The 17,922-nt window shown below is 64.2% G+C and carries 20 protein-coding genes and 1 pseudogene; 18 read left to right on the plus strand and 3 right to left on the minus strand.

Features of this window, described 5'->3' with window-relative positions; genetic code table 11:
• Window positions 1-433 (plus strand): OmpA family protein (locus ACKODO_RS08075; RefSeq protein ID WP_408982930.1); only part of this gene is annotated, 433 nt, incomplete at its 5' end.
• Window positions 434-442: 9 nt separating this feature from the next.
• Entirely contained in the window at window positions 443-1,546 is a 1,104-nt protein-coding gene (locus ACKODO_RS08080; protein ID WP_408982931.1) for a hypothetical protein, read from the plus strand.
• A gap of 6 nt (window positions 1,547-1,552) precedes the next feature.
• On the opposite strand, the gene ACKODO_RS08085 is transcribed toward ACKODO_RS08080, so the two are convergent.
• Window positions 1,553-2,482: an alpha/beta fold hydrolase gene (locus ACKODO_RS08085; protein ID WP_408982932.1), complete on the minus strand. Its 930-nt coding sequence runs from the start codon at window positions 2,480-2,482 to the stop codon at window positions 1,553-1,555.
• 122 nt (window positions 2,483-2,604) lie between these two features.
• Here ACKODO_RS08085 and dapA point away from each other — a divergent pair, with 122 nt between their 5' ends.
• The 3 genes from dapA to smpB all read left to right on the plus strand — a co-directional run bounded on the left by dapA (window position 2,605) and on the right by smpB (window position 4,711).
• Complete coding sequence (dapA, locus tag ACKODO_RS08090; RefSeq protein ID WP_408982933.1) at window positions 2,605-3,507, plus strand: 4-hydroxy-tetrahydrodipicolinate synthase; 903 nt, start codon at window positions 2,605-2,607, stop codon at window positions 3,505-3,507.
• Between the two features lie 76 nt (window positions 3,508-3,583).
• Window positions 3,584-4,228, plus strand: coding sequence for an FMN-binding negative transcriptional regulator (locus tag ACKODO_RS08095; RefSeq protein ID WP_408982934.1), 645 nt, complete (start codon window positions 3,584-3,586; stop codon window positions 4,226-4,228).
• A gap of 15 nt (window positions 4,229-4,243) precedes the next feature.
• Window positions 4,244-4,711, plus strand: a complete 468-nt coding sequence (gene smpB / locus ACKODO_RS08100; protein WP_408982935.1) for an SsrA-binding protein SmpB — start codon at window positions 4,244-4,246, stop codon at window positions 4,709-4,711.
• Here the strand turns inward: smpB and ACKODO_RS08105 are convergent.
• The gene (locus ACKODO_RS08105) at window positions 4,708-5,334 is read right to left on the minus strand and encodes a uracil-DNA glycosylase (RefSeq protein WP_408982936.1); all 627 of its coding nucleotides are present in this window, start codon (window positions 5,332-5,334) and stop codon (window positions 4,708-4,710) included. The genes smpB and ACKODO_RS08105 overlap by 4 nt on opposite strands.
• On the minus strand, window positions 5,331-5,957 hold the full coding sequence (locus ACKODO_RS08110; protein WP_408982937.1) for an NYN domain-containing protein: 627 nt from the start codon (window positions 5,955-5,957) through the stop codon (window positions 5,331-5,333). The genes ACKODO_RS08105 and ACKODO_RS08110 overlap by 4 nt, the downstream gene beginning before the upstream one ends.
• A 242-nt stretch (window positions 5,958-6,199) precedes the next feature.
• Here ACKODO_RS08110 and rpoZ point away from each other — a divergent pair, with 242 nt between their 5' ends.
• From rpoZ to ACKODO_RS08175, 13 genes and pseudogenes are all read left to right on the plus strand, one after another.
• Window positions 6,200-6,607, plus strand: a complete 408-nt coding sequence (gene rpoZ, locus ACKODO_RS08115) for a DNA-directed RNA polymerase subunit omega (RefSeq protein WP_408982938.1) — start codon at window positions 6,200-6,202, stop codon at window positions 6,605-6,607.
• Between the two features lie 140 nt (window positions 6,608-6,747).
• Window positions 6,748-8,949 carry a RelA/SpoT family protein gene (locus ACKODO_RS08120; RefSeq protein WP_408982939.1) on the plus strand — a complete coding sequence of 734 codons (2,202 nt, stop codon included), beginning with the start codon at window positions 6,748-6,750 and terminating at the stop codon, window positions 8,947-8,949.
• Window positions 8,949-9,116 carry a hypothetical protein gene (locus ACKODO_RS08125; RefSeq protein ID WP_408982940.1) on the plus strand — a complete coding sequence of 56 codons (168 nt, stop codon included), beginning with the start codon at window positions 8,949-8,951 and terminating at the stop codon, window positions 9,114-9,116. Before ACKODO_RS08120 ends, ACKODO_RS08125 begins: the two co-directional genes overlap by 1 nt.
• Window positions 9,113-9,709 carry an orotate phosphoribosyltransferase gene (gene pyrE, locus ACKODO_RS08130; protein WP_408982941.1) on the plus strand — a complete coding sequence of 199 codons (597 nt, stop codon included), beginning with the start codon at window positions 9,113-9,115 and terminating at the stop codon, window positions 9,707-9,709. The genes ACKODO_RS08125 and pyrE overlap by 4 nt, the downstream gene beginning before the upstream one ends.
• Window positions 9,706-10,458: a pyridoxine 5'-phosphate synthase gene (locus tag ACKODO_RS08135; protein WP_408982942.1), complete on the plus strand. Its 753-nt coding sequence runs from the start codon at window positions 9,706-9,708 to the stop codon at window positions 10,456-10,458. Before pyrE ends, ACKODO_RS08135 begins: the two co-directional genes overlap by 4 nt.
• Window positions 10,455-10,859 carry a holo-ACP synthase gene (acpS, locus tag ACKODO_RS08140; RefSeq protein ID WP_408982943.1) on the plus strand — a complete coding sequence of 135 codons (405 nt, stop codon included), beginning with the start codon at window positions 10,455-10,457 and terminating at the stop codon, window positions 10,857-10,859. The genes ACKODO_RS08135 and acpS overlap by 4 nt, the downstream gene beginning before the upstream one ends.
• Before the next feature lie 83 nt (window positions 10,860-10,942).
• Complete coding sequence (gene lepB, locus ACKODO_RS08145) at window positions 10,943-11,710, plus strand: signal peptidase I (protein WP_408982944.1); 768 nt, start codon at window positions 10,943-10,945, stop codon at window positions 11,708-11,710.
• Between the two features lie 2 nt (window positions 11,711-11,712).
• Entirely contained in the window at window positions 11,713-12,396 is a 684-nt protein-coding gene (gene rnc, locus ACKODO_RS08150; RefSeq protein WP_408982945.1) for a ribonuclease III, read from the plus strand.
• On the plus strand, window positions 12,393-13,319 hold the full coding sequence (gene era / locus ACKODO_RS08155; protein ID WP_408982946.1) for a GTPase Era: 927 nt from the start codon (window positions 12,393-12,395) through the stop codon (window positions 13,317-13,319). Before rnc ends, era begins: the two co-directional genes overlap by 4 nt.
• A gap of 6 nt (window positions 13,320-13,325) precedes the next feature.
• Entirely contained in the window at window positions 13,326-14,069 is a 744-nt protein-coding gene (gene recO, locus ACKODO_RS08160) for a DNA repair protein RecO (protein ID WP_408982947.1), read from the plus strand.
• 100 nt (window positions 14,070-14,169) lie between these two features.
• Window positions 14,170-15,483 (plus strand): TadE/TadG family type IV pilus assembly protein, encoded by a 1,314-nt coding sequence (locus ACKODO_RS08165; protein ID WP_408982948.1) that lies wholly within the window; start codon window positions 14,170-14,172, stop codon window positions 15,481-15,483.
• A gap of 162 nt (window positions 15,484-15,645) precedes the next feature.
• The gene (locus ACKODO_RS08170; RefSeq protein ID WP_408982949.1) at window positions 15,646-17,061 is read left to right on the plus strand and encodes a TadE/TadG family type IV pilus assembly protein; all 1,416 of its coding nucleotides are present in this window, start codon (window positions 15,646-15,648) and stop codon (window positions 17,059-17,061) included.
• A gap of 68 nt (window positions 17,062-17,129) precedes the next feature.
• Window positions 17,130-17,922, plus strand: a pseudogene (locus tag ACKODO_RS08175) (DNA gyrase subunit A); the annotation flags it as partial.

The following is a 17,922-nucleotide window of genomic DNA, read 5'->3' on the forward strand; positions in this document are numbered from 1 at the left end:
CCGCGTGCCCGCGAGCTTCGGCGTCACGCTCGACATCAACACGGCATCTCCGCCGCCGCTGATCCGGGTGGTCGGCGAGTGCAATTTCCTGTTCCGGGATTTGCTTTCCCGCGCGCGAATCCAGTTCGACACCGGCTCCTCGGCCATCGCGCCGGAAAGCTTCGGCCTTCTGGATCGGCTCGTGGTGGCCGTGCGCCGTTGCGAAGGCGCGAAGGTCGAGATCGCGGGACACACGGATTCCGTCGGTTCGGCCGAGAGCAACTTCGCCCTCTCGGAAGCGCGGGCAAGATCGGTGGTGGATTATCTTGCGAAATCCGGCATTGCCGGGGAGCGCATCGAGGCGCGCGGTTATGGTGCGAGCCGGCCCATCGCCTCCAACGAGACGGCAGAAGGGCGGGCGCAGAACCGTCGGATCGAATTCACGGTGCAGTGAGGTGCGGCCATGACCTATCTGATCGGACAATTCTGGCTCTGGCTGCTCGCGGCCTTCGTGCTGGGCCTCGCGGTGGGGTGGTTCACGTTCCGTGGGCGCGATGCGGCCTTCTGGCGCGGGCTCATCCCCTGGGCGATGCTGCTGGGTGTCGGCGCGCTGGTTGCGTCGTCGCGCGTGTTTCGGGATGGGCCTGGTTTCTGGGTCGATCTCGGCATGCTGCTGACCGGATGCTATTTCATCGGCTGCTTCCTTGGCGATCTCTGGAAGGGCCGGCTGGCTGAGGAAACCGCACCGGCCGTTCCCCGGGCCGATCCGGTGGCGCCCGTCCCTGCACCGCCTTCCGTTTCCGTGCCGCTTCCAGCCGCTGAGCCGGTTTCCGCCCGGCCGAAGGAACTCGCGGTCGAGCCGATGATGGTGGATGCCGAGCCCGCCGCCGAGGCCATCGAGCAGGCCATCACGGGCCTGAGCCTTCCGAGGGGCGGGAGGCCGGATGACCTCACGCGCATTTTCGGCATTGATCCGGAGACGGAAAGGAAACTCAACGCGCTGGGCCTCTACCATTTCGACCAGATCGCCGCGCTCACGGCCGGGCAGCGACGCTGGCTCTTCCGGCAGCTCGGATTCGAGGGCCGTTTCCCCAGCTGGTGGTGGCGCTGGAAACATGAGGCTCAGCAGATCCTGGGCCGAGCTGCTGCGGCACAGCCTGCGGCATCGGCTGGCGCGCCGGCCGAGCCGGTTCATGCAGGCGTGAAGCCGCAAGGGCTTGAGGCGCCGCGCGAGGGCAGGGCGGATGACCTCAAGCGCATTCGCGGCATCGGTCGGCAGAATGAGGGGCGGCTCCACGCGCTGGGCATCTGGCATTTCGATCAGATCGCCGGCTGGAGTGCCGAGGAAATGCAGTGGGTGGGTTCCCACCTCGCATTCCCCGGCCGCATCGAGCGCGAGGATTGGGTGGGCCAGGCAAGGCAGCTCGCAACGGGCGCCGATACAGAGTTCTCGAAGCGCGTCGCCAAGGGCCTCGTGCCCAGCTCCGCCGATGATGGTGACAAGGGGCGGGACAATGTCGCGAAGCCCGGCCAGCCCGTGAAGCCGCCGCCCTATAAGAAGGGCTGACCCGGCTCAGGCGGGATCGGCGATGGCCAGAAAATCGAGAATTGCGGCGATCGTCGGCTCATCCTCCAGGAGCGGCGCATGGCCCTGCTTCGGCGCGATATGCAGCCGCGCGGGTTGGCCGAATTCCCCCTGCTGATGCCGGGCGACCATCGCCTCCGCCGTCTCCTGCGAGAGAAGATCGGAAAGTTCGCCACGAATGAGCAGGAAGGGCACGGGCTTCAGCGCATCGAATTGCGGCCAGAGCGGGGGAATGGGTTTTTCGAGGTCGAGATCCGCCAAGGTGCGCATCAGGTTGGTATCGTAGCGCGGAACCAGCTGGCCATTCTCGCTTCGCCAGACCCGGCGGGCAAAGGCGAGCCAGCTCTCGTCGCTCTCCTCCGGGAAGGAGCCCCCGAACAGGTGCTTCAGCGTGATGACGGCCTGATCTTCCGAACGCGGCGTCGGGATCTTGCCGACATAGGAGCGGATGCGCGCAAGCCCCTGTGCCTCGATGATCGCGCCGATATCGTTCAGGATCGCGCCTGCCAGCACACCGGGCCGCGTGATGGCCGTGAGCATGGTGAGCAGCCCGCCGCGCGAGTTGCCGAGGAACAGCGCACGCGGGATGCCAAGGGCGGTGAGGGCGGCGTGGAGATCCTCCAGCTCCACCATGAGATCGTATTTCTTCCAGTCGGAATCATAATCCGACAGGCCCCGGCCGCGATAATCGAAGGCCAGCACGCGCCGGCCCTGATCCCGTGCGATGCGGTTGCCGACCACCTCGAAATCGAGCGCGTTGCGGGTGAGGCCGGGCAGGCAGATCACCGGCAGCCGAGCGGCATGCCGGTCGCCCGTTTCGGCGATGTGCAGGCGAAGCCCGTCCCCCGAACGGTAGAACAGGCTCTGCCAGCCCTGAAGTTCCGGATGCGGCGTTGCGGAATCGGAAGGCATCGGCATCACGTCTCTCCTGCGCGATTTCCTGCCGTTCTATCCGCAGCGGTTGACGCGGCAAGCGTTTTCCGATGAAACCTTCGATCTGCCGCATCACAAGACCCGGCATTCGACATGGACCCTTTCCGATGAGCGCTCCGGCCAATGCCCACCGTTTCCGCGGCTCTTTCACGGCTCTGGTGACGCCGTTCAAAGGCGGCGCGCTCGATGAGGCGGCGTTCCGCGAGCATGTCTCCTGGCAGATCGCCGAGGGCACGAATGGCCTTGTGCCGGTAGGCACCACGGGCGAAAGCCCGACGCTCTCCCATGACGAGCACAAGCGCGTGGTGGAATGGTGCATCGCCGAGGCCAGGGGCCGCGTTGCGGTGATCGCCGGCGCGGGTTCGAACAACACCGCCGAGGCGATCGACCTCGCGACGCATGGCGAGAAGGCAGGCGCCGATGCGCTGCTCGTCGTCACGCCCTATTACAATCGTCCGACGCAGGAAGGGCTCTACCACCACTTCAAGGCGGTGAACGATGCCGTGGGCATCCCGATCTTCATCTACAACATTCCGCCACGTTCGGTGGTGGATATGTCGAACGAGACGATGGCCCGGTTGTTTGAACTGAGGAACATCGCCGGCGTGAAGGATGCGACCGCCAATCTCGCGCGCGTTTCCCAGCAGCGCCACCTCTGCGGCAAGGATTTCATCCAGCTCTCGGGCGAGGACATGACAGCGCTCGCCTATAATGCGGCGGGTGGGCATGGCTGCATTTCGGTTGTGTCCAATGTCGCGCCGCGCCTTTGCGCGGAGATGCAGGCCCTGAGCCTCAAGGGCGATTTCGTCGGCGCGCTCGGAGTGCAGGATCGCCTCGTGCCGCTGCATGATGCAGTGTTCAAGGAGCCGGGCCTTGCCGGCGCGAAGCACGCGCTGAAGCTTCTGGGACGGATGAACGAGGAAATCCGCCTTCCGATGATGCCGGTTGCGCAGGAGGCAACGAAAGCCGCGTTGCGCTCGGCACTCCAGCATGCGGGCCTGCTGAACTGAGTGCATGAGAAGCAAGAAACAAGCGAAGAGACAGTCGGCTCGCGTGAGGATCTTGCGATTGGAATAGGGGAACTTCATGTATGAGCCCGCGCATTTCCGGGTCGAGGATCGTGCGGCACTCTTCGATGTGATCCGCGCTCATCCGCTCGCCCAGTTGATCACGGCGGGGCCGGGCGGGCTGATGGCGAACCCCATTCCCTTCGTGCTGACCGGTGAGCCCGGCCGTGAAGTTCTTCGAGCGCATCTCGCGCGGCCCAACCCGCAATGGCAGGAATTGAAGGCCGGCGCCGAGCCGCTCGCGATCTTCCAGAGTGTCGAGCATTACGTTTCGCCAAGCTGGTATGCGACCAAGGCCGAGACCCACAAGGTTGTGCCGACCTGGAATTACATCGTGGTGCAGGTGAGGGGACCGGCCAGGGTGGATGACAGCCGTCAATGGCTGCATGGCCAGATCGACCAGCTGACGCGGCAGCATGAGGCCGGCCGCGCCCAGCCATGGTCCGTGAATGATGCGCCGGAGCCCTTCATCGAGGCGCAGATGCGCGGCATCGTGGGCGTGGAGATCGCGATCCGCGAGATCACCGGCAAGTTCAAGCTGAGCCAGAACCGCCGGGTTGAGGATCAGCAGGGCGTCGTCGCAGGGCTCGCCGAGGATGGCGATGCGCAGGCCGAAGCGATGCGCGCGCTCATCGCGGCGCATCTTGCGCGCACGGCCCGCTGAGCCCACATACGATCCATGACCGACAATCCCCGCTTCAGAATCGCGGCCGATAACCGCAAGGCCCGCTACAATTTCGAGATCGTCGACGCGATCGAGGCCGGGCTCGTGCTCACGGGCACCGAGGTGAAGGCCCTGCGCGGCGGCAAGGCGACGATCGCCGAGAGCTACGCCACGATCGAGAACGGCGAACTCATGCTCGTGAATTCCTATATTCCGGAATATCTGCAGGCCAATCGCTTCAACCACGAGCCGAAACGGCCGCGCAAGCTGCTCGCCAGCAAGAAGCAGATCGCCCGCTTCGCGCAAGCCATCGAGCGCGAGGGCATGACGCTCATTCCGCTGAAGGTCTATTTCAACGAGAAGGGCCGGGCAAAGATCGAGGTCGCGATCGCGCGCGGCAAGAAGCTGCACGACAAGCGCGAGAGCGAGAAGGAACGCGACTGGAAGCGCGAGCAGGGGCGGCTGCTGCGCGATCGCGGTTAAGCAACCAGCGCCCTGATGCGCGCGAACACATCGCGGAACATCGCTTCCGTCAGCACGCCGGTATTCGTGTTGTAGCGCGAGCAATGGTAGCTCGAGACCAGAATCACCCGGCCGATCGGCACTTCCCCACCATGCCTGAACGGCACGCGGGATGCCTTTTCGCCCAGGGCACGCACCGTGCTCTGATGCGCGATCTGCCCCAGCACGAGAATGCTCGAAAGGCGGGGCATTCCGGCAATGACACCTTCAAGGAACGGCCGGCATTGCGTGATTTCCGCCGGTTCCGGCTTGTTCTTCGGCGGCACGCAGCGCACGGCATTGGTGATGCGGCAATCCTGAAGCCGCAGCCCGTCATCGGGCCGCGCGCGGTATTCGCCGGTCGCGAAACCGAAATCGATCAATGTGCGATAGAGCAGGTCGCCGGCATAATCGCCGGTGAATGGCCGGCCCGTGGCATTCGCGCCGCGCAAACCCGGCGCAAGCCCGACGATGAGCAGTCGCGCATCCGCGCTGCCGAAGGCGGGAACCGGCGCATTATGCCAACCCGGCTCGCGGCTCCGGCATTCACTGCGAAAGGCAGCGAGGCGCGGGCAAAGCGGGCAATCGCCGGAGGGCTCGCTCACTCGTCGTCACGATCCCGCGCGGGGCGGGACGGGCGCTCGATGAAGGAGGGCATGCCGGAACGGCCTTCGGCCATGCCGGGGCTGCGCGGCTCGCGCACCGGGCGCTGGGCCGGATCGCGCCCGATCTTCGACTGAAGCTCTGCGAGTTCCACGAACTGGTCGGCCTGGCGGCGGAGATCATCCGCGATCATCGGCGGCTGGGTCTGGATGGTCGAGACTACCGAGACGCGCACGCCCTTGCGTTGGATGGCCTCCACCAGAGAGCGGAAATCGCCGTCGCCGGAGAACAGAACCATGTGGGTGATGAAGGGGGCGAGCTCCATCGCATCCACCGCGAGCTCGATATCCATGTTGCCCTTCACCTTGCGGCGCCCCTGCGCATCGGTGAATTCCTTCACCGGCTTGGTCACGACCGAATATCCATTGTAATCCAGCCAATCGATCAGCGGACGGATGGAGGAATATTCCTGATCCTCGACGAGCGCGGTGTAATAGAAGGCGCGAACGAGATAGCCGCGCGAGCCGTATTCCTTGAGGAGCTGGCGATAATCAATGTCGAAGCCAAGGCTCTTCGAGGTGGCGTAGAGATTTGCGCCATCGATAAACAGGGCGATGCGATCCATGGGGGTAGCGTTCCATCAAAGGTGATCGTGTTGAAATGACGATCTTCATTAACGTTGGAAATGTGCCGCAAATGATGCGGGTGGTCCATTGCGTGCGTGCAAGTTTTCCGATACTTTGGCGAAAACGTCCGGTTTCGATCAGTCGGACGCCTTTCCGGGCGGGCTGCGGCTTGCGGCCGGAGCCGGAAGCGTGTATGCGCAAGTCTTCCTTTAAAATTCAAGCGTTAAGGAGCGTGTCTTTCATGGCTCGCGTCACCGTCGAAGATTGCGTCGACAAGGTTGAGAACCGTTTCGAACTCGTGCTGCTTGCGAGCCACCGTGCCCGCATGCTGGCCAATGGCTCTAATCCGCTGGTCGCGCGGGATCGCGACAAGAACCCGGTTGTCGCCTTGCGCGAGATTGCCGAGGAGCGCCTTTCGCCGGGCGATCTGAAGGAAGAGTTCATCCATTCGCTGCAGAAATATGTCGAGGTGGACGAGCCCGAACCCGAGGCCGTGCCCCGCCTGCAGGCGCCCTCTGGCGGGTTTCAGCCGGCGGCGCTTTCGTCGGATGACGATTCGGCGGTGGAATTCGACCGCATGTCGGAAGAAGACCTGCTGCGAGGCCTCGATGGCCTGGTCGCGCCGACCGAGCAGGACGACGACGAATAATCCGATACTTCGCCGTTGCGCGGCGGAAATCCGGTTGTCATATTGAGAAGGGCGTCGCATTTTGCGCCGCCCTTTTTGATGTGAATGATGCGTCACGCTTTCCGTCGCGGCACGCCACAGCACGGGCAAGACAGCCGGCCATGATGCGGCAGTACGAACTCGTCGAGCGGGTGAAGCGCTATAATCCACGCGCGGATGAGGACCTGCTCAACAGGGCCTATGTCTACGCCATGAAGGCGCATGGCTCGCAGAAGCGTGCTTCCGGCGATCCCTATTTTTCGCATCCCCTCGAAGTCGCGGCCATCCTCACCGAATTGCGTGTCGATGACGAAACCATCGCCGCCGCGATGCTCCATGACACGATCGAGGATACCGAAACCACCCGCACGGATATCGAGAGCCGCTTCGGCGACGACATCGCGACCCTTGTCGAGGGTCTGACCAAGATCAAGAAGCTCGATCTCGTCTCCAAGAAGGCTGCGCAGGCTGAAAACCTGCGCAAGATGCTTCTGGCCGTCGCCGAGGATGCGCGCGTGCTGCTCGTGAAGCTGGCTGATCGCCTGCACAACATGCGCACGCTGCATTATGTGCCGCCAGACAAGCGCGCGCGCATCGCCGAGGAAACGCTCGAGATCTACGCCCCGCTCGCGGGCCGCATCGGCATGCAGGAGATGCGCGAGGAACTCGAGGAAATCTGCTTCCGCGTGCTCATGCCCGATGCGCATATGATGGTGATGCAGCGGCTGGAGGCGTTCCGGTCACGCGCAGGGCCGATCATCGCCTTCATCGAGAACGATCTGCGCGGGAAACTCGCCGCCAACGGCATCGAGGGTGATGTGAAGGGACGCGAGAAGCGGCCCTATTCCATCTGGCGGAAGATGGAGCGCAAGAGCGTCTCCTTCGAGCAATTGCCGGATATCCTGGGTTTCCGGGTGTTGGTGGGCAACATCCCTGATTGCTACCGCGTGCTGGGAATCGTTCACAACGCCTGGCCGTTCGTTCCGGGGCGCTTCAAGGATTACATCTCTACGCCGAAGCAGAACGATTATCGTTCGATCCACACCACCGTCGTCGGTCCCAAGCACCAGCGCGTCGAGCTTCAGATCCGCACGCAGGCGATGGACGAGATCGCCGAATACGGCATCGCGGCGCACGCGCTCTACAAGGACCAGACCGTCGCCGAGCGCGACGCCGTGCTCGGCAAGGAGGCGCGTGCCTATAACTGGCTGCGCCGAACGATCGAGACCCTCGCCGAGGGTGACAATCCCGAAGAGTTCCTCGAGCACACGAAACTCGAGCTCTTTCATGATCAGGTGTTCTGCTTCACGCCCAAGGGGCTCCTCATCACCCTGCCGCGCAGCGCGACCCCGATCGATTTTGCCTATGCGGTGCATACCGATGTGGGCAATCACGCCGTGGGCTGCCGCATCAATGGCCGCAATGCGCCGCTGACGAGTGAATTGCGCAACGGCGACGAGGTGGAAATCCTCACCTCCGAGGCGCAGGTGCCGCCGCCGGCATGGGAGAGCCTCGTCGTGACCGGCAAGGCGCGATCCTCCATCCGCCGCGCGACGCGCGAGGCCGTGCGGAAGCAATTCGCCGGGCTTGGTCGGCGCATCATCGAGCGTGCTTTCGAGCGCATGGGCAAGCCGCAGACCGAGGAGAAGCTTGCCTCTGTCGTGCGGCGGCTGGCCCGGCCCGGCCTCGAGGATGTCTTTGCCGCCGTGGGCCGCGGAGAACTCCATTCCGGCGATGTCGTGAAGGCGGTGTTCCCCGATTTCAAGGAGGAAACGCCGAAAGCGCCCGCCGGCCCCAGTGGCGCGGGCTGGTTCGGCGTGCAGGGCGCCGACGAGGTGAAATTCAAGGTGCCGGGCAAGGAAGGGGGCGCGGGCGCGCTGCCCATTCGCGGCCTTTCGGATGACCTGCCGGTGCGTTTCGCGCCGGGTGGCGGACCGGTGCCGGGCGAGCGGATCGTCGGCATCCTGACGCCAGGCGAGGGAATCACGATCTACCCCATCCAGTCGCCGAGTCTCTCGGCCTTCGACGAGGAGCCCTGGCGCTGGCTGGATGTGCGCTGGGATGTGGAGGAGGGCGAGCGCCGCCGCTACCCCGCGCGGCTCATCGTCTCGGTGATCAACGAGCCGGGCAGCCTCGCGGAAGTGGCCCGCGTGATGGCGGAGACCGATGCGAATATCGACAATATCGAGATGCGCTCGAAGACCAGGGATTTCCGCGAGATGCTGTTCGACATCGAGGTATGGAACATCAAGCATCTCACCACCATCATCACCGATCTCAAGGCGAAACCGATGATCGCCAATGTCGACAGGGTTGTGGGCTGATGGGCCGCCTCGCAGCCTTGCCGCCGGATGTTGACCTCACGCGAACCGGGCGCAGCCCGCCGGAGAATGCGCTCGGCGAAGCGAAACTTGTCGATTTCGCCGACAAGGTTTACGCCCACATCTCTGAAACCTGCATGATCTTTCCGAAGGAGGGGCCGGGCGCATGACGAGAGACGAGATCCTGGCAGAGTTCCGCGCGGCCGGTGCCCTGCTGGAGGGGCATTTCATCCTGTCCTCGGGGCGGCGCTCGCCGGTCTTCATCCAGAAATTCCGGGTGTTCGAGCATCCGGGTCGCACCGAGACGCTCTGCCGCGCCCTGGCCGAAAAGCTCACGGCCGCTTTCGGCAAGGTGGATGTGGTGGTGGCCCCCGCGATCGGCGGCATCGTGCCGGGCTACGAGATCGCCCGCGCGCTGGGCGCCCGCTCCATCTTCGTCGAGCGCGAGGATGGCGTGTTCCAGCTTCGCCGCGGCTTCGAGATCCGCGAGGGCGAGCGCGTGGTGGTGGTCGAGGATATCGTGACCACGGGCCTCTCGGTGCGCGAATGCCTGAACTCGCTGGGCGACCAGCCGGGCCAGATCCTCGGCGTCGCCTGCCTCATCGACCGCTCGGGCGGCAAGGCCGATGTCGGCGCGCCGCTCGTCGCTTTGTGTGAATTCGTCGTACCGGATTACGATCCGCGCGAATTGCCGCCGGAACTGGCGAAAATCCCGCCGATCAAACCGGGTTCGCGCAGCATTCAGGGGGCAAAGGCCGGATGAGCGCGAAACTCCGCCTCGGGGTGAATATCGATCATGTCGCCACCGTTCGAAATGCGCGGGGCGGCGCACGGCCCGATCCCGTGCGTGCCGCGCTTCTCGCCATCGAAGCGGGGGCGGATGGCATCACGGCGCATCTCAGGGAGGATCGCCGGCATATTCGCGATGCGGATATTGAATGTCTCAAGGCTGAAATCTCGAAGCCGCTGAATTTCGAGATGGCGGTGACGGACGAGATGCTCGCCATCGCAACCCGCGCGCGGCCCCATGCCTGCTGCCTCGTGCCGGAAAAGCGCGAGGAACGCACCACCGAAGGCGGGCTGGATGTGGTGGGCCAGAAGGCCGCACTCATCCCGGCCATCGCGAAGCTGAAGGCCGCGGGCTGCCGCATCTCGCTCTTCATCGAGCCGGATGAGGCGCCGATCCGGGTTTCGAAAGAACTGGGCGCGGATATCGTGGAACTCCATACCGGCACCTGGTGCCATGCGGTGGAAGCGGGGGATGCCGCGAAAGCAGAGGCGGAATTCCAGCGCCTCAAGGCCGGTGCGGCGTTCGGGGCTTCGATTGGCCTCGAAATGCATGCGGGCCACGGCCTTGATTTCGAGACGGCCGAAAAACTGGCCACCGTGCCGGAATTCGTGGAATTCAACATCGGGCATTTCCTCATTGGCGAGGCGATCTTCGTTGGTTTGCCCGAGGCGGTCCGCCGGATGCGCGCGAGCATGGATCGTGGTGTGGCGCAACGCGCATGATCATCGGGATCGGCTCCGATCTCTGCCGCATCGACCGTATCGAGCAGACGCTGAACCGTTTCGGCGAGCGGTTCATCAGCCGGGTCTTCACCGATACGGAGCGCGCCCGCTCCGAGCGCCGGGCCGAGCGCGTGGCGAGCTATGCCAAGCGCTTCGCCGCCAAGGAGGCGATGTCGAAAGCCCTGGGCACCGGGCTTCGCATGGGGATCGCCTGGCGCGACATGGGCGTGGTGAACGAGCCTTCGGGCCGGCCTACGATGCGGCTCGCGGGGAAGGCCGCCGAGCGCCTCAAGGCCATCACTCCCGCTGGCCATCGCGCCGTGATCCACCTGACCATCACGGATGATGCGCCCTATGCGCTGGCCGTGGTGGTGATCGAGGCCTTGCCCGATAGCGGATGATCGCTCCTCTGGCGCCGCATTGCCCTTGCAGAGGCCCGCCTGTATACCCCTTCGAAACCTGAATTTCCCGAGGAAATCCCCGCATGACGAACCTGACGCCGGGCGAGCCCGCGAAAGCCCGATCGGGCGGCTGGGGCGAAACGATCCGCGTGATCGTGGAAGCCCTGCTGATCGCCGTGGTCATCCGCACGTTTCTGTTCCAGCCCTTCTCGATTCCCTCGGGCTCGCTGATCCCGACCTTGCTGATCGGGGATTATCTGTTCGTCTCGAAATACAGCTACGGTTTTTCGAGGCATTCGTTCCCGTTCTCGGCGGCGCCCTTCTCCGGCCGAATCTGGGCTGCTGAGCCGACACGCGGGGACATCGTGGTCTTCAAGCTGCCGAAGGATAACGAGACCGATTACATTAAGCGGGTCATCGGTTTGCCGGGCGATCGGGTTCAGGTTCTCGATGGCCGCCTGCGCATCAATGGCCAGCCGGTGCAGAAGGTGGCGGACGGCTTTGTCGAAGACCGCGATGCCTTCGGCCGCGTGACCCGCGTGCCGCGTTTCCGTGAAACCCTGCCCAACGGCGTGAGCTACCACGTGATCGAGCGCGAGGGGGATCGCGGCTATTTCGACAATACCGTGGAATATGTCGTGCCCGCCGACCATTACTTCATGATGGGCGACAATCGCGACAATTCGACCGACAGCCGCGATCTGCAATCCGTCGGGTTCGTGCCCTTCGAGAACTTCGTGGGCAAGGCGCAGATCATCTTCTTCTCGATGGATGAAGGCACGCCGGCCTGGCAGGTCTGGCGCTGGCCGACCGATCTGCGCTGGAACCGCATCTTCCAGAAGGTGCGCTGAGCTTGGCGCGGCCGGGGCGCGACATGCTGGAAGAGCGGATCGGATACGCGTTCCGAAATGCCGAGTTGCTGGATGAGGCTTTGACCCATGTCTCCGTCTCGCTGCCGGGAGGGAAATCCTACCAGCGGCTGGAATATCTCGGTGATCGCGTGCTGGGCCTCGTGATCGCGGAGATGCTGTTCGAGGCTTTCCCGAAGGCGCCGGAAGGCGATCTCTCGCGCCGCCTCGCCGATCTCGTGCGCAAGGAGACCTGTGCTGAAATCGCGCGCGGCTGGGGCCTCGGGGATCATCTCCGGCTGGGGGAGGGGGAGCGGCGCTCGGGAGCGAGGAAGCGCGACGCCCTTCTCGGCGATGCCTGCGAGGCCGTGCTTGGCGCGGTGTTCCGCGATGGCGGTTTCGAGGCGGCGAAGGCGCTCGTCCGCACCCATTGGCAAGCGCGGATGCACGAGCCGCTGAGCGCGCCGAAGGACCCGAAGACCAGGCTTCAGGAATTCGTGCAGGCGAAAGGTCTGGCGGTGCCGCGCTATCAGGATGTCCGGCGTTCCGGCCCGGACCATGCTCCGGTTTTCGAGGTCGCGGTTCTGGTCGATGGCTATCCGCCGGCCTCTGCCCATGGCCCGTCGAAACGCGTGGCGGAGCGTGCCGCCGCCGAAACCTGGCTCACGCGCGAGGGAGTGTCGTCATGACTGTCGAAACCGGGAACCCGGAGACGCGCTGCGGGTTCGTTGCGTTGATCGGCGCGCCGAATGCGGGCAAATCGACGCTGCTCAACGCGCTGGTCGGCGCAAAGGTCTCGATTGTATCCCGGAAAGTTCAGACCACCCGCACCCAGATGCGTGGCATCGCGATCGAGGGGCAGACCCAGATCGTCTTTGTCGATACCCCTGGAATTTTCCGTCCGAAGCGGCGGCTTGAGACCGCGATGGTCTCCTCCGCATGGGGCGGCGCGGCGGATGCCGATGTTGTCGCCGTGCTGGTGGATGTCACCCGCCACAAGGACGAGGCGCAGGAGGCCGTGCTTGCGCGGCTCGAGGAAATCCGCCAGCCGAAGATCCTGATCCTCAACAAGATCGACCTTCTGGGGCGCGAGGAATTGCTGGCCATCGCGCAGTCGCTGAACGAGCGCGCGAAATTCGAGGCGACCTTCATGATCTCCGCTCTCGCGGGTTCGGGCGTGAAGGATATCCTGGCCGATCTCGCGCGCCGCCTGCCGAAGGGACCCTGGCTTTACCCCGAGGACGAGATTTCCGATGCGCCCTTGCGCTTTCTCGCGGCGGAAATCACCCGCGAGAAGATCTTCGAGCGCCTGCATGACGAATTGCCCTATCGCTCTACGGTGGAGACCGAAAGCTGGAAGGTTCTGAAGAATGGCGAATTGCGCGTCGAGCAGGTGATCTATGTCGAGCGCGAGAGCCAGCGGAAGATCATGCTCGGCGAGAAGGGCCGCACCATCAAGGCGATCGGCTCGGCCGCGCGCGCGGAGATCGCCGAGGCGGCGGAAACCAGGGTGCATCTCTTCCTCTTCGTGAAAGTGCGCGAGAACTGGACCGACGATCCCGAGCGCTATCGCGAGATGGGCCTCGAATTCCCCAAAGAGCCAAAGGCGTAAAATCGGATGGAATGGCGCGACGAGGGCCTTGTTCTCGCCACGCGCCGCCACGGCGAGCGCGACTCCCTCCTCGAGGTGATGACCGAGGCGCATGGCCGGCATCTCGGCCTCGTGCGCGGCGGGCGTTCGAGCCGCATCGCCCCGATGCTCCAGCCCGGCAATCGCGTCTCGCTCGTCTGGCGCGCGCGGCTCGAGGAGCATCTTGGGCAGTTCACGGCGGAAACGCTGGAAGCGCGGGCCGGGCAGGTGCTGGCTTCGCCGCTGGCGCTTCAGGCCGTGAACCACCTGGGAACGCTGCTGCGCCTGCTGCCCGAACGCGAGCCCCATGCGCAGGTCTATGCCGCGGCCGACGGCCTTTGCGGGCTTCTGGGAGAGCCGTTTCTGCTGGCCGAAACGCTGGTGCGTTTTGAACTGATGATCCTGCGCGAACTCGGTTTCGGGGTCGATCTCTCCGAATGCGCGGCCACGGGGCAGCGCGAGGATCTCATCTTCGTCTCGCCGAAATCGGGCCGCGCGGTTTCACGCGAGGCCGGCGAGCCTTATGCGCCGAAGCTCCTCGCCTTGCCCGGCTTCCTGCTCGCCGGGCCATCCCGCCCGGATGAAACGCCCGCCATGGCCGCGCTGCTCGCGGGCTTCCGGCTCAGCGGGTTCTTCCTCGCCCGCCACGTCTTCGAGCCCCGCGCCCTGCCGCCCAGCTCGGGCCGGGCCGCCTTTCTGTCGCTGCTCGAGGCACTCCCGCCCAATCGTTGAGCACGAAACATTTTCGACATTTCAGGCAAATTTTAGCGATCTTTTTCATCGAATTCTTCGTCTTTGGCGGCTTACCTGATCGGGACCTAGGAGAGGGACCATGTGGACTGCAGAAGCAGGACGTTCATTCGCACGCGATCGCAGCGGAGCCGCCGCTCTGATGTTTGCCCTGTCGCTGCCCATGTTGCTGGGCGGAATGGGCCTCGCCGTGGATTACGCCATGGTCTCCCGCCAGCGGGCCGCGCTGCAATCCGCCTCCGACAGCGCCGCCCTCGGAGCCGCGCGCGAAATGATCATCGCCGAGCCGTCCCCGACGCGCGTGCAGGCGGTGGCGAAGCGGACCGTCGACTCCATCCTTTCCGAGAGCGGGCGCGTCAGGCGTCCGAGGATCGACTGGACCGTGACCTCGGTGCTGGATGACATGAGCAAAAGCGTCATCGTGAAAGTGTCTCGGCCCGTGAAGCCGGTTTTCGCGAAGATCTATGCCTTTCTGGGTTTCGTGCCTGATCCCTGGGTGATGGAAACCTCGTCGAAGGTCATCCTGTCCCAGAATTCCAAACTTTGCATGCTTCTCACCGGTGACAACGGCACGGTGCTCGAACTGAGGAAGAATGCGCGCCTCACCGGAACGCAGTGCTCGATCCATTCGAATTCACGCTCGCCCAGCGGCATCAGGCTGGGCGAAGGCTCCCAGCTGGTGGCGGATCTCGTCTGCTCGCGGGGGGGCATCAACAATCAGGGCAGCACCATCCGGACCGACACCCTGAACGATTGCCCGCCCGTGGAAGACCCGCTGCGGGCGCGGCCGGCCCCGCCGGTCGGCTCCTGCATCGCGGCGAGCCGTCTGGTTTTCAAGAGCGGGACACATGCCCTGAAACCGGGCACCTATTGCGGCGGGGTCGATGCCCGGGGCACGGCCAAGGTCTTCCTCAATCCGGGCATCTATGTGTTTCACGACGGGGACCTCAACGTGACCCATGATGCCGAGATACGCGGCAAGCATGTCGGCCTCTATTTCCGCGGGGCGGCATCCTATTTCCGCTTCCGCGACAATGCTCTCGTGAATCTGACCGGCCCGAAGGACGGCCCCATGGCAGGCCTGCTGATCTGGCGCGACCGCGCGAACAACCTTTCGGACAAGGCTGCCGGACGAGATTCCTCTCAGACCAACTCGGTCAACGCCAACCGCGCGATGCGTCTTACGGGCACCATCTATCTGCCGGAAGGGCAGCTCTTCATCGGCGCGAAGGCGCCGGTCGCGCAGGTCTCGGATTACACGGTGATCCTCGCGCGAAAGCTCGAATTGTCAGACGGGCCGAACCTCGTGCTGAACACGAACTATGCCGGTTCGGACGTGCCTGTGCCGCAGGACCTCGGCCCGATCGGGCTCAGGAACCTGCGCCTGACGAACTGAGATTTCCGAAGGTTTCATGCCGACGCATTACGGAAGAACCGTAGTTTTTGAGCCAAATTGTGCAGCCTGATTAAACAACTTGCACGATCTTCCTTTGGCCCGTTTCGCTTATCTCTTATCCAGAGACTGCATCGTTCCGCCTGCGAGGAGGACAAGGCCATCATGATTGCCGGGGGTTCCAACGGTCCAAACAGCTCGTCGCGGTTCCTGCGAGAGGGGCTTGCCCTGTTCCGGGATCGCCGTGGCTCTACGATCACGATCTTCGCTCTTGCCCTGCCTTCGGTTCTCGCTCTCGTGGGTGGCGCGGTGGATTATGCCGCCGTCGTGCGCGACCAGAGCCGTCTGCAAGCGGCAGCGGATGCCGCGGCGCTCGCGGTGGCGCGCGAAATGTCCATGGGGCCGATGAGCCCGGATCGCGTGCAGACGCTGGCCACGACCTATGCCGCAGCGCAGTTCACCGATCCGCCGCGCGTCGCCGGAACGATCGTCGAGAACGGGATGGGCGTGCAGGTGCGCATCCAGAAGCCGGCCGAAGCGCCACTCGGCATCCTGCCGATGCTCGGCAACTTCAGCGATCTTTCGGCCAGCGCGGTGGCGCGGATAAACGCAGATTCCAAGCCGATCAAGCTTTGCTTGCTTGCGTTGGGCGAGAAGCGAAATAGCGGCATCTTCATGCACAACAATTCGGTGATCATGGCGCCGCAATGCATGCTGCAGTCCAACTCCACTGTTCGCGAAGCGATCATCATCCAGCAGGGTTCGAAGCTCCAGTCGAACCTCACCTGCGCGAGGGGGGGAATCGCGAACCATGCGGGCATCCTCCAGACCACCCTTCTGACGGATTGCCCGCCGGTGGCGAACCCGCTCGCAAAGAAGCCAGAGCCGCCCGTGAATGGCCCGTGCCTCGCCAACAAGCTGGTGATCCGCGATTCGGAGAAGCGAACGCTCTTGCCCGGAGTCTACTGCAACGGCGTCACCATCGAAGGCTCCGCCAGGGTCACGCTTGCGCCCGGCGTCTTCGTGTTCCGTGGTGGGCCGCTCATCACGAGGCAGAACAGCGAGTTGCTCGGCAATGGCGTGACGCTGATGTTCTCCGGCCGGAAATCCTACTTCCGGTTCCTCGATAACAGCCTGATCCGCCTCTCGGCGCCAATCAACGGTATCAGCGCCGGAATGCTGCTGTGGGAGTCCCGCACCTTCTTGAAAGGCGCGAATTCCTGGCTCAATGGCGGTTGCGGCGATGCCATAGGCGATGATGACGATGACAGAGGCACGTTTGGCTGTTCCTTCCGGACAGGGGGTGGTGTTGCGCCGATCAGGAAGTCCAACGAGCATCATATCAATTCGGAACGCGCCCGGGAAATGACTGGCACCATCTATCTGCCCGAAGGTTTGCTCCTGGTTGACAGCCGCCGGCCCATTGCGGACCAGTCGCCCTTCACGATCATCGTGGTCAGCCGCCTCGATCTCTATGATGGGCCCAGCCTGGTGCTGAACGCCAATTACGACGGTACGCCGGTTCCGGTGCCGCCCGGGCTCGGCCCGATCGGCGCGAAGAGCGTGCATCTCGGCAATTGAGGCTCGAGGCTGGGGGAAACCCGGCTGCGGCGCTTTACGCGAATCGCCCCATCCTCTAGCCGGGTTCCATGGGAAAACCGGTAGAACCGCCGCCCGAAGGGGCCACCGAGATTGTTCCGCTGCGCGCGGCGCTGGAAGAGCGTTATCTCGCCTATGCGCTCTCGACCATCATGCACCGCGCCTTGCCCGATGCGCGCGACGGGCTGAAACCCGTGCATCGGCGCATTCTCTACGGAATGCATCTCCTGCGGCTGAACCCGGCTGCGCCCTTCAAGAAGAGCGCGAAAATCGTCGGGGACGTGATGGGCACGTTCCACCCGCATGGTGACCAGGCGATCTACGACGCGCTCGTGCGTCTGGCGCAGGATTTCTCCTCGCGTTATCCGCTGGTCGACGGGCAGGGCAATTTCGGCAATGTCGATGGCGATGGCGCCGCCGCCTATCGCTATACCGAAGCGCGGATGACCGAGGTTGCCCGCCTGCTGCTCGAAGGCATCGATGAGGATGCCGTCGCCTTCCGTCCGAACTATGATGGGCTCAACGAGGAGCCGATCGTTCTCCCCGGCGCCTTCCCCAACCTGCTCGCCAATGGCGCGCAGGGCATTGCGGTGGGCATGGCGACCTCGATCCCGCCCCATAACGCGGCCGAACTCTGCGCTGCCGCGATGGCGCTGATCGATGATCGCAATGCGTCGCTCGAAGCCCTCCTGCAGCACGTGCCGGGCCCGCTGGCACAAGGAGGAGACGGGGCGGGGCACTTACGTGGTCGTCGTCACCGAGAGTCCCTATCTCGTGCAGAAATCGCGGCTGATCGAGAAGATCGCCGAACTTCTCAACGAGAAGAAGCTGCCGCTTCTGAAC

The organism is Rhabdaerophilum sp. (assembly GCF_046092605.1).
Lineage (GTDB): Bacteria > Pseudomonadota > Alphaproteobacteria > Rhizobiales > Beijerinckiaceae > Rhabdaerophilum.

What these genes read in the sequence shown, in the direction of transcription:
- ACKODO_RS08080 (WP_408982931.1), top strand. Translation starts at nt 443, where the DNA reads ATGACCTATCTGATCGGACAATTCTGGCTCTGGCTGCTCGCGGCCTTC.
- ACKODO_RS08085 (WP_408982932.1), bottom strand. Translation starts at nt 2,482, where the DNA reads ATGCCGATGCCTTCCGATTCCGCAACGCCGCATCCGGAACTTCAGGGC.
- dapA (WP_408982933.1), top strand. Translation starts at nt 2,605, where the DNA reads ATGAGCGCTCCGGCCAATGCCCACCGTTTCCGCGGCTCTTTCACGGCT.
- ACKODO_RS08095 (WP_408982934.1), top strand. Translation starts at nt 3,584, where the DNA reads ATGTATGAGCCCGCGCATTTCCGGGTCGAGGATCGTGCGGCACTCTTC.
- smpB (WP_408982935.1), top strand. Translation starts at nt 4,244, where the DNA reads ATGACCGACAATCCCCGCTTCAGAATCGCGGCCGATAACCGCAAGGCC.
- ACKODO_RS08110 (WP_408982937.1), bottom strand. Translation starts at nt 5,957, where the DNA reads ATGGATCGCATCGCCCTGTTTATCGATGGCGCAAATCTCTACGCCACC.
- rpoZ (WP_408982938.1), top strand. Translation starts at nt 6,200, where the DNA reads ATGGCTCGCGTCACCGTCGAAGATTGCGTCGACAAGGTTGAGAACCGT.
- ACKODO_RS08120 (WP_408982939.1), top strand. Translation starts at nt 6,748, where the DNA reads ATGATGCGGCAGTACGAACTCGTCGAGCGGGTGAAGCGCTATAATCCA.
- ACKODO_RS08125 (WP_408982940.1), top strand. Translation starts at nt 8,949, where the DNA reads ATGGGCCGCCTCGCAGCCTTGCCGCCGGATGTTGACCTCACGCGAACC.
- pyrE (WP_408982941.1), top strand. Translation starts at nt 9,113, where the DNA reads ATGACGAGAGACGAGATCCTGGCAGAGTTCCGCGCGGCCGGTGCCCTG.
- ACKODO_RS08135 (WP_408982942.1), top strand. Translation starts at nt 9,706, where the DNA reads ATGAGCGCGAAACTCCGCCTCGGGGTGAATATCGATCATGTCGCCACC.
- acpS (WP_408982943.1), top strand. Translation starts at nt 10,455, where the DNA reads ATGATCATCGGGATCGGCTCCGATCTCTGCCGCATCGACCGTATCGAG.
- lepB (WP_408982944.1), top strand. Translation starts at nt 10,943, where the DNA reads ATGACGAACCTGACGCCGGGCGAGCCCGCGAAAGCCCGATCGGGCGGC.
- era (WP_408982946.1), top strand. Translation starts at nt 12,393, where the DNA reads ATGACTGTCGAAACCGGGAACCCGGAGACGCGCTGCGGGTTCGTTGCG.
- recO (WP_408982947.1), top strand. Translation starts at nt 13,326, where the DNA reads ATGGAATGGCGCGACGAGGGCCTTGTTCTCGCCACGCGCCGCCACGGC.
- ACKODO_RS08165 (WP_408982948.1), top strand. Translation starts at nt 14,170, where the DNA reads ATGTGGACTGCAGAAGCAGGACGTTCATTCGCACGCGATCGCAGCGGA.
- ACKODO_RS08170 (WP_408982949.1), top strand. Translation starts at nt 15,646, where the DNA reads ATGATTGCCGGGGGTTCCAACGGTCCAAACAGCTCGTCGCGGTTCCTG.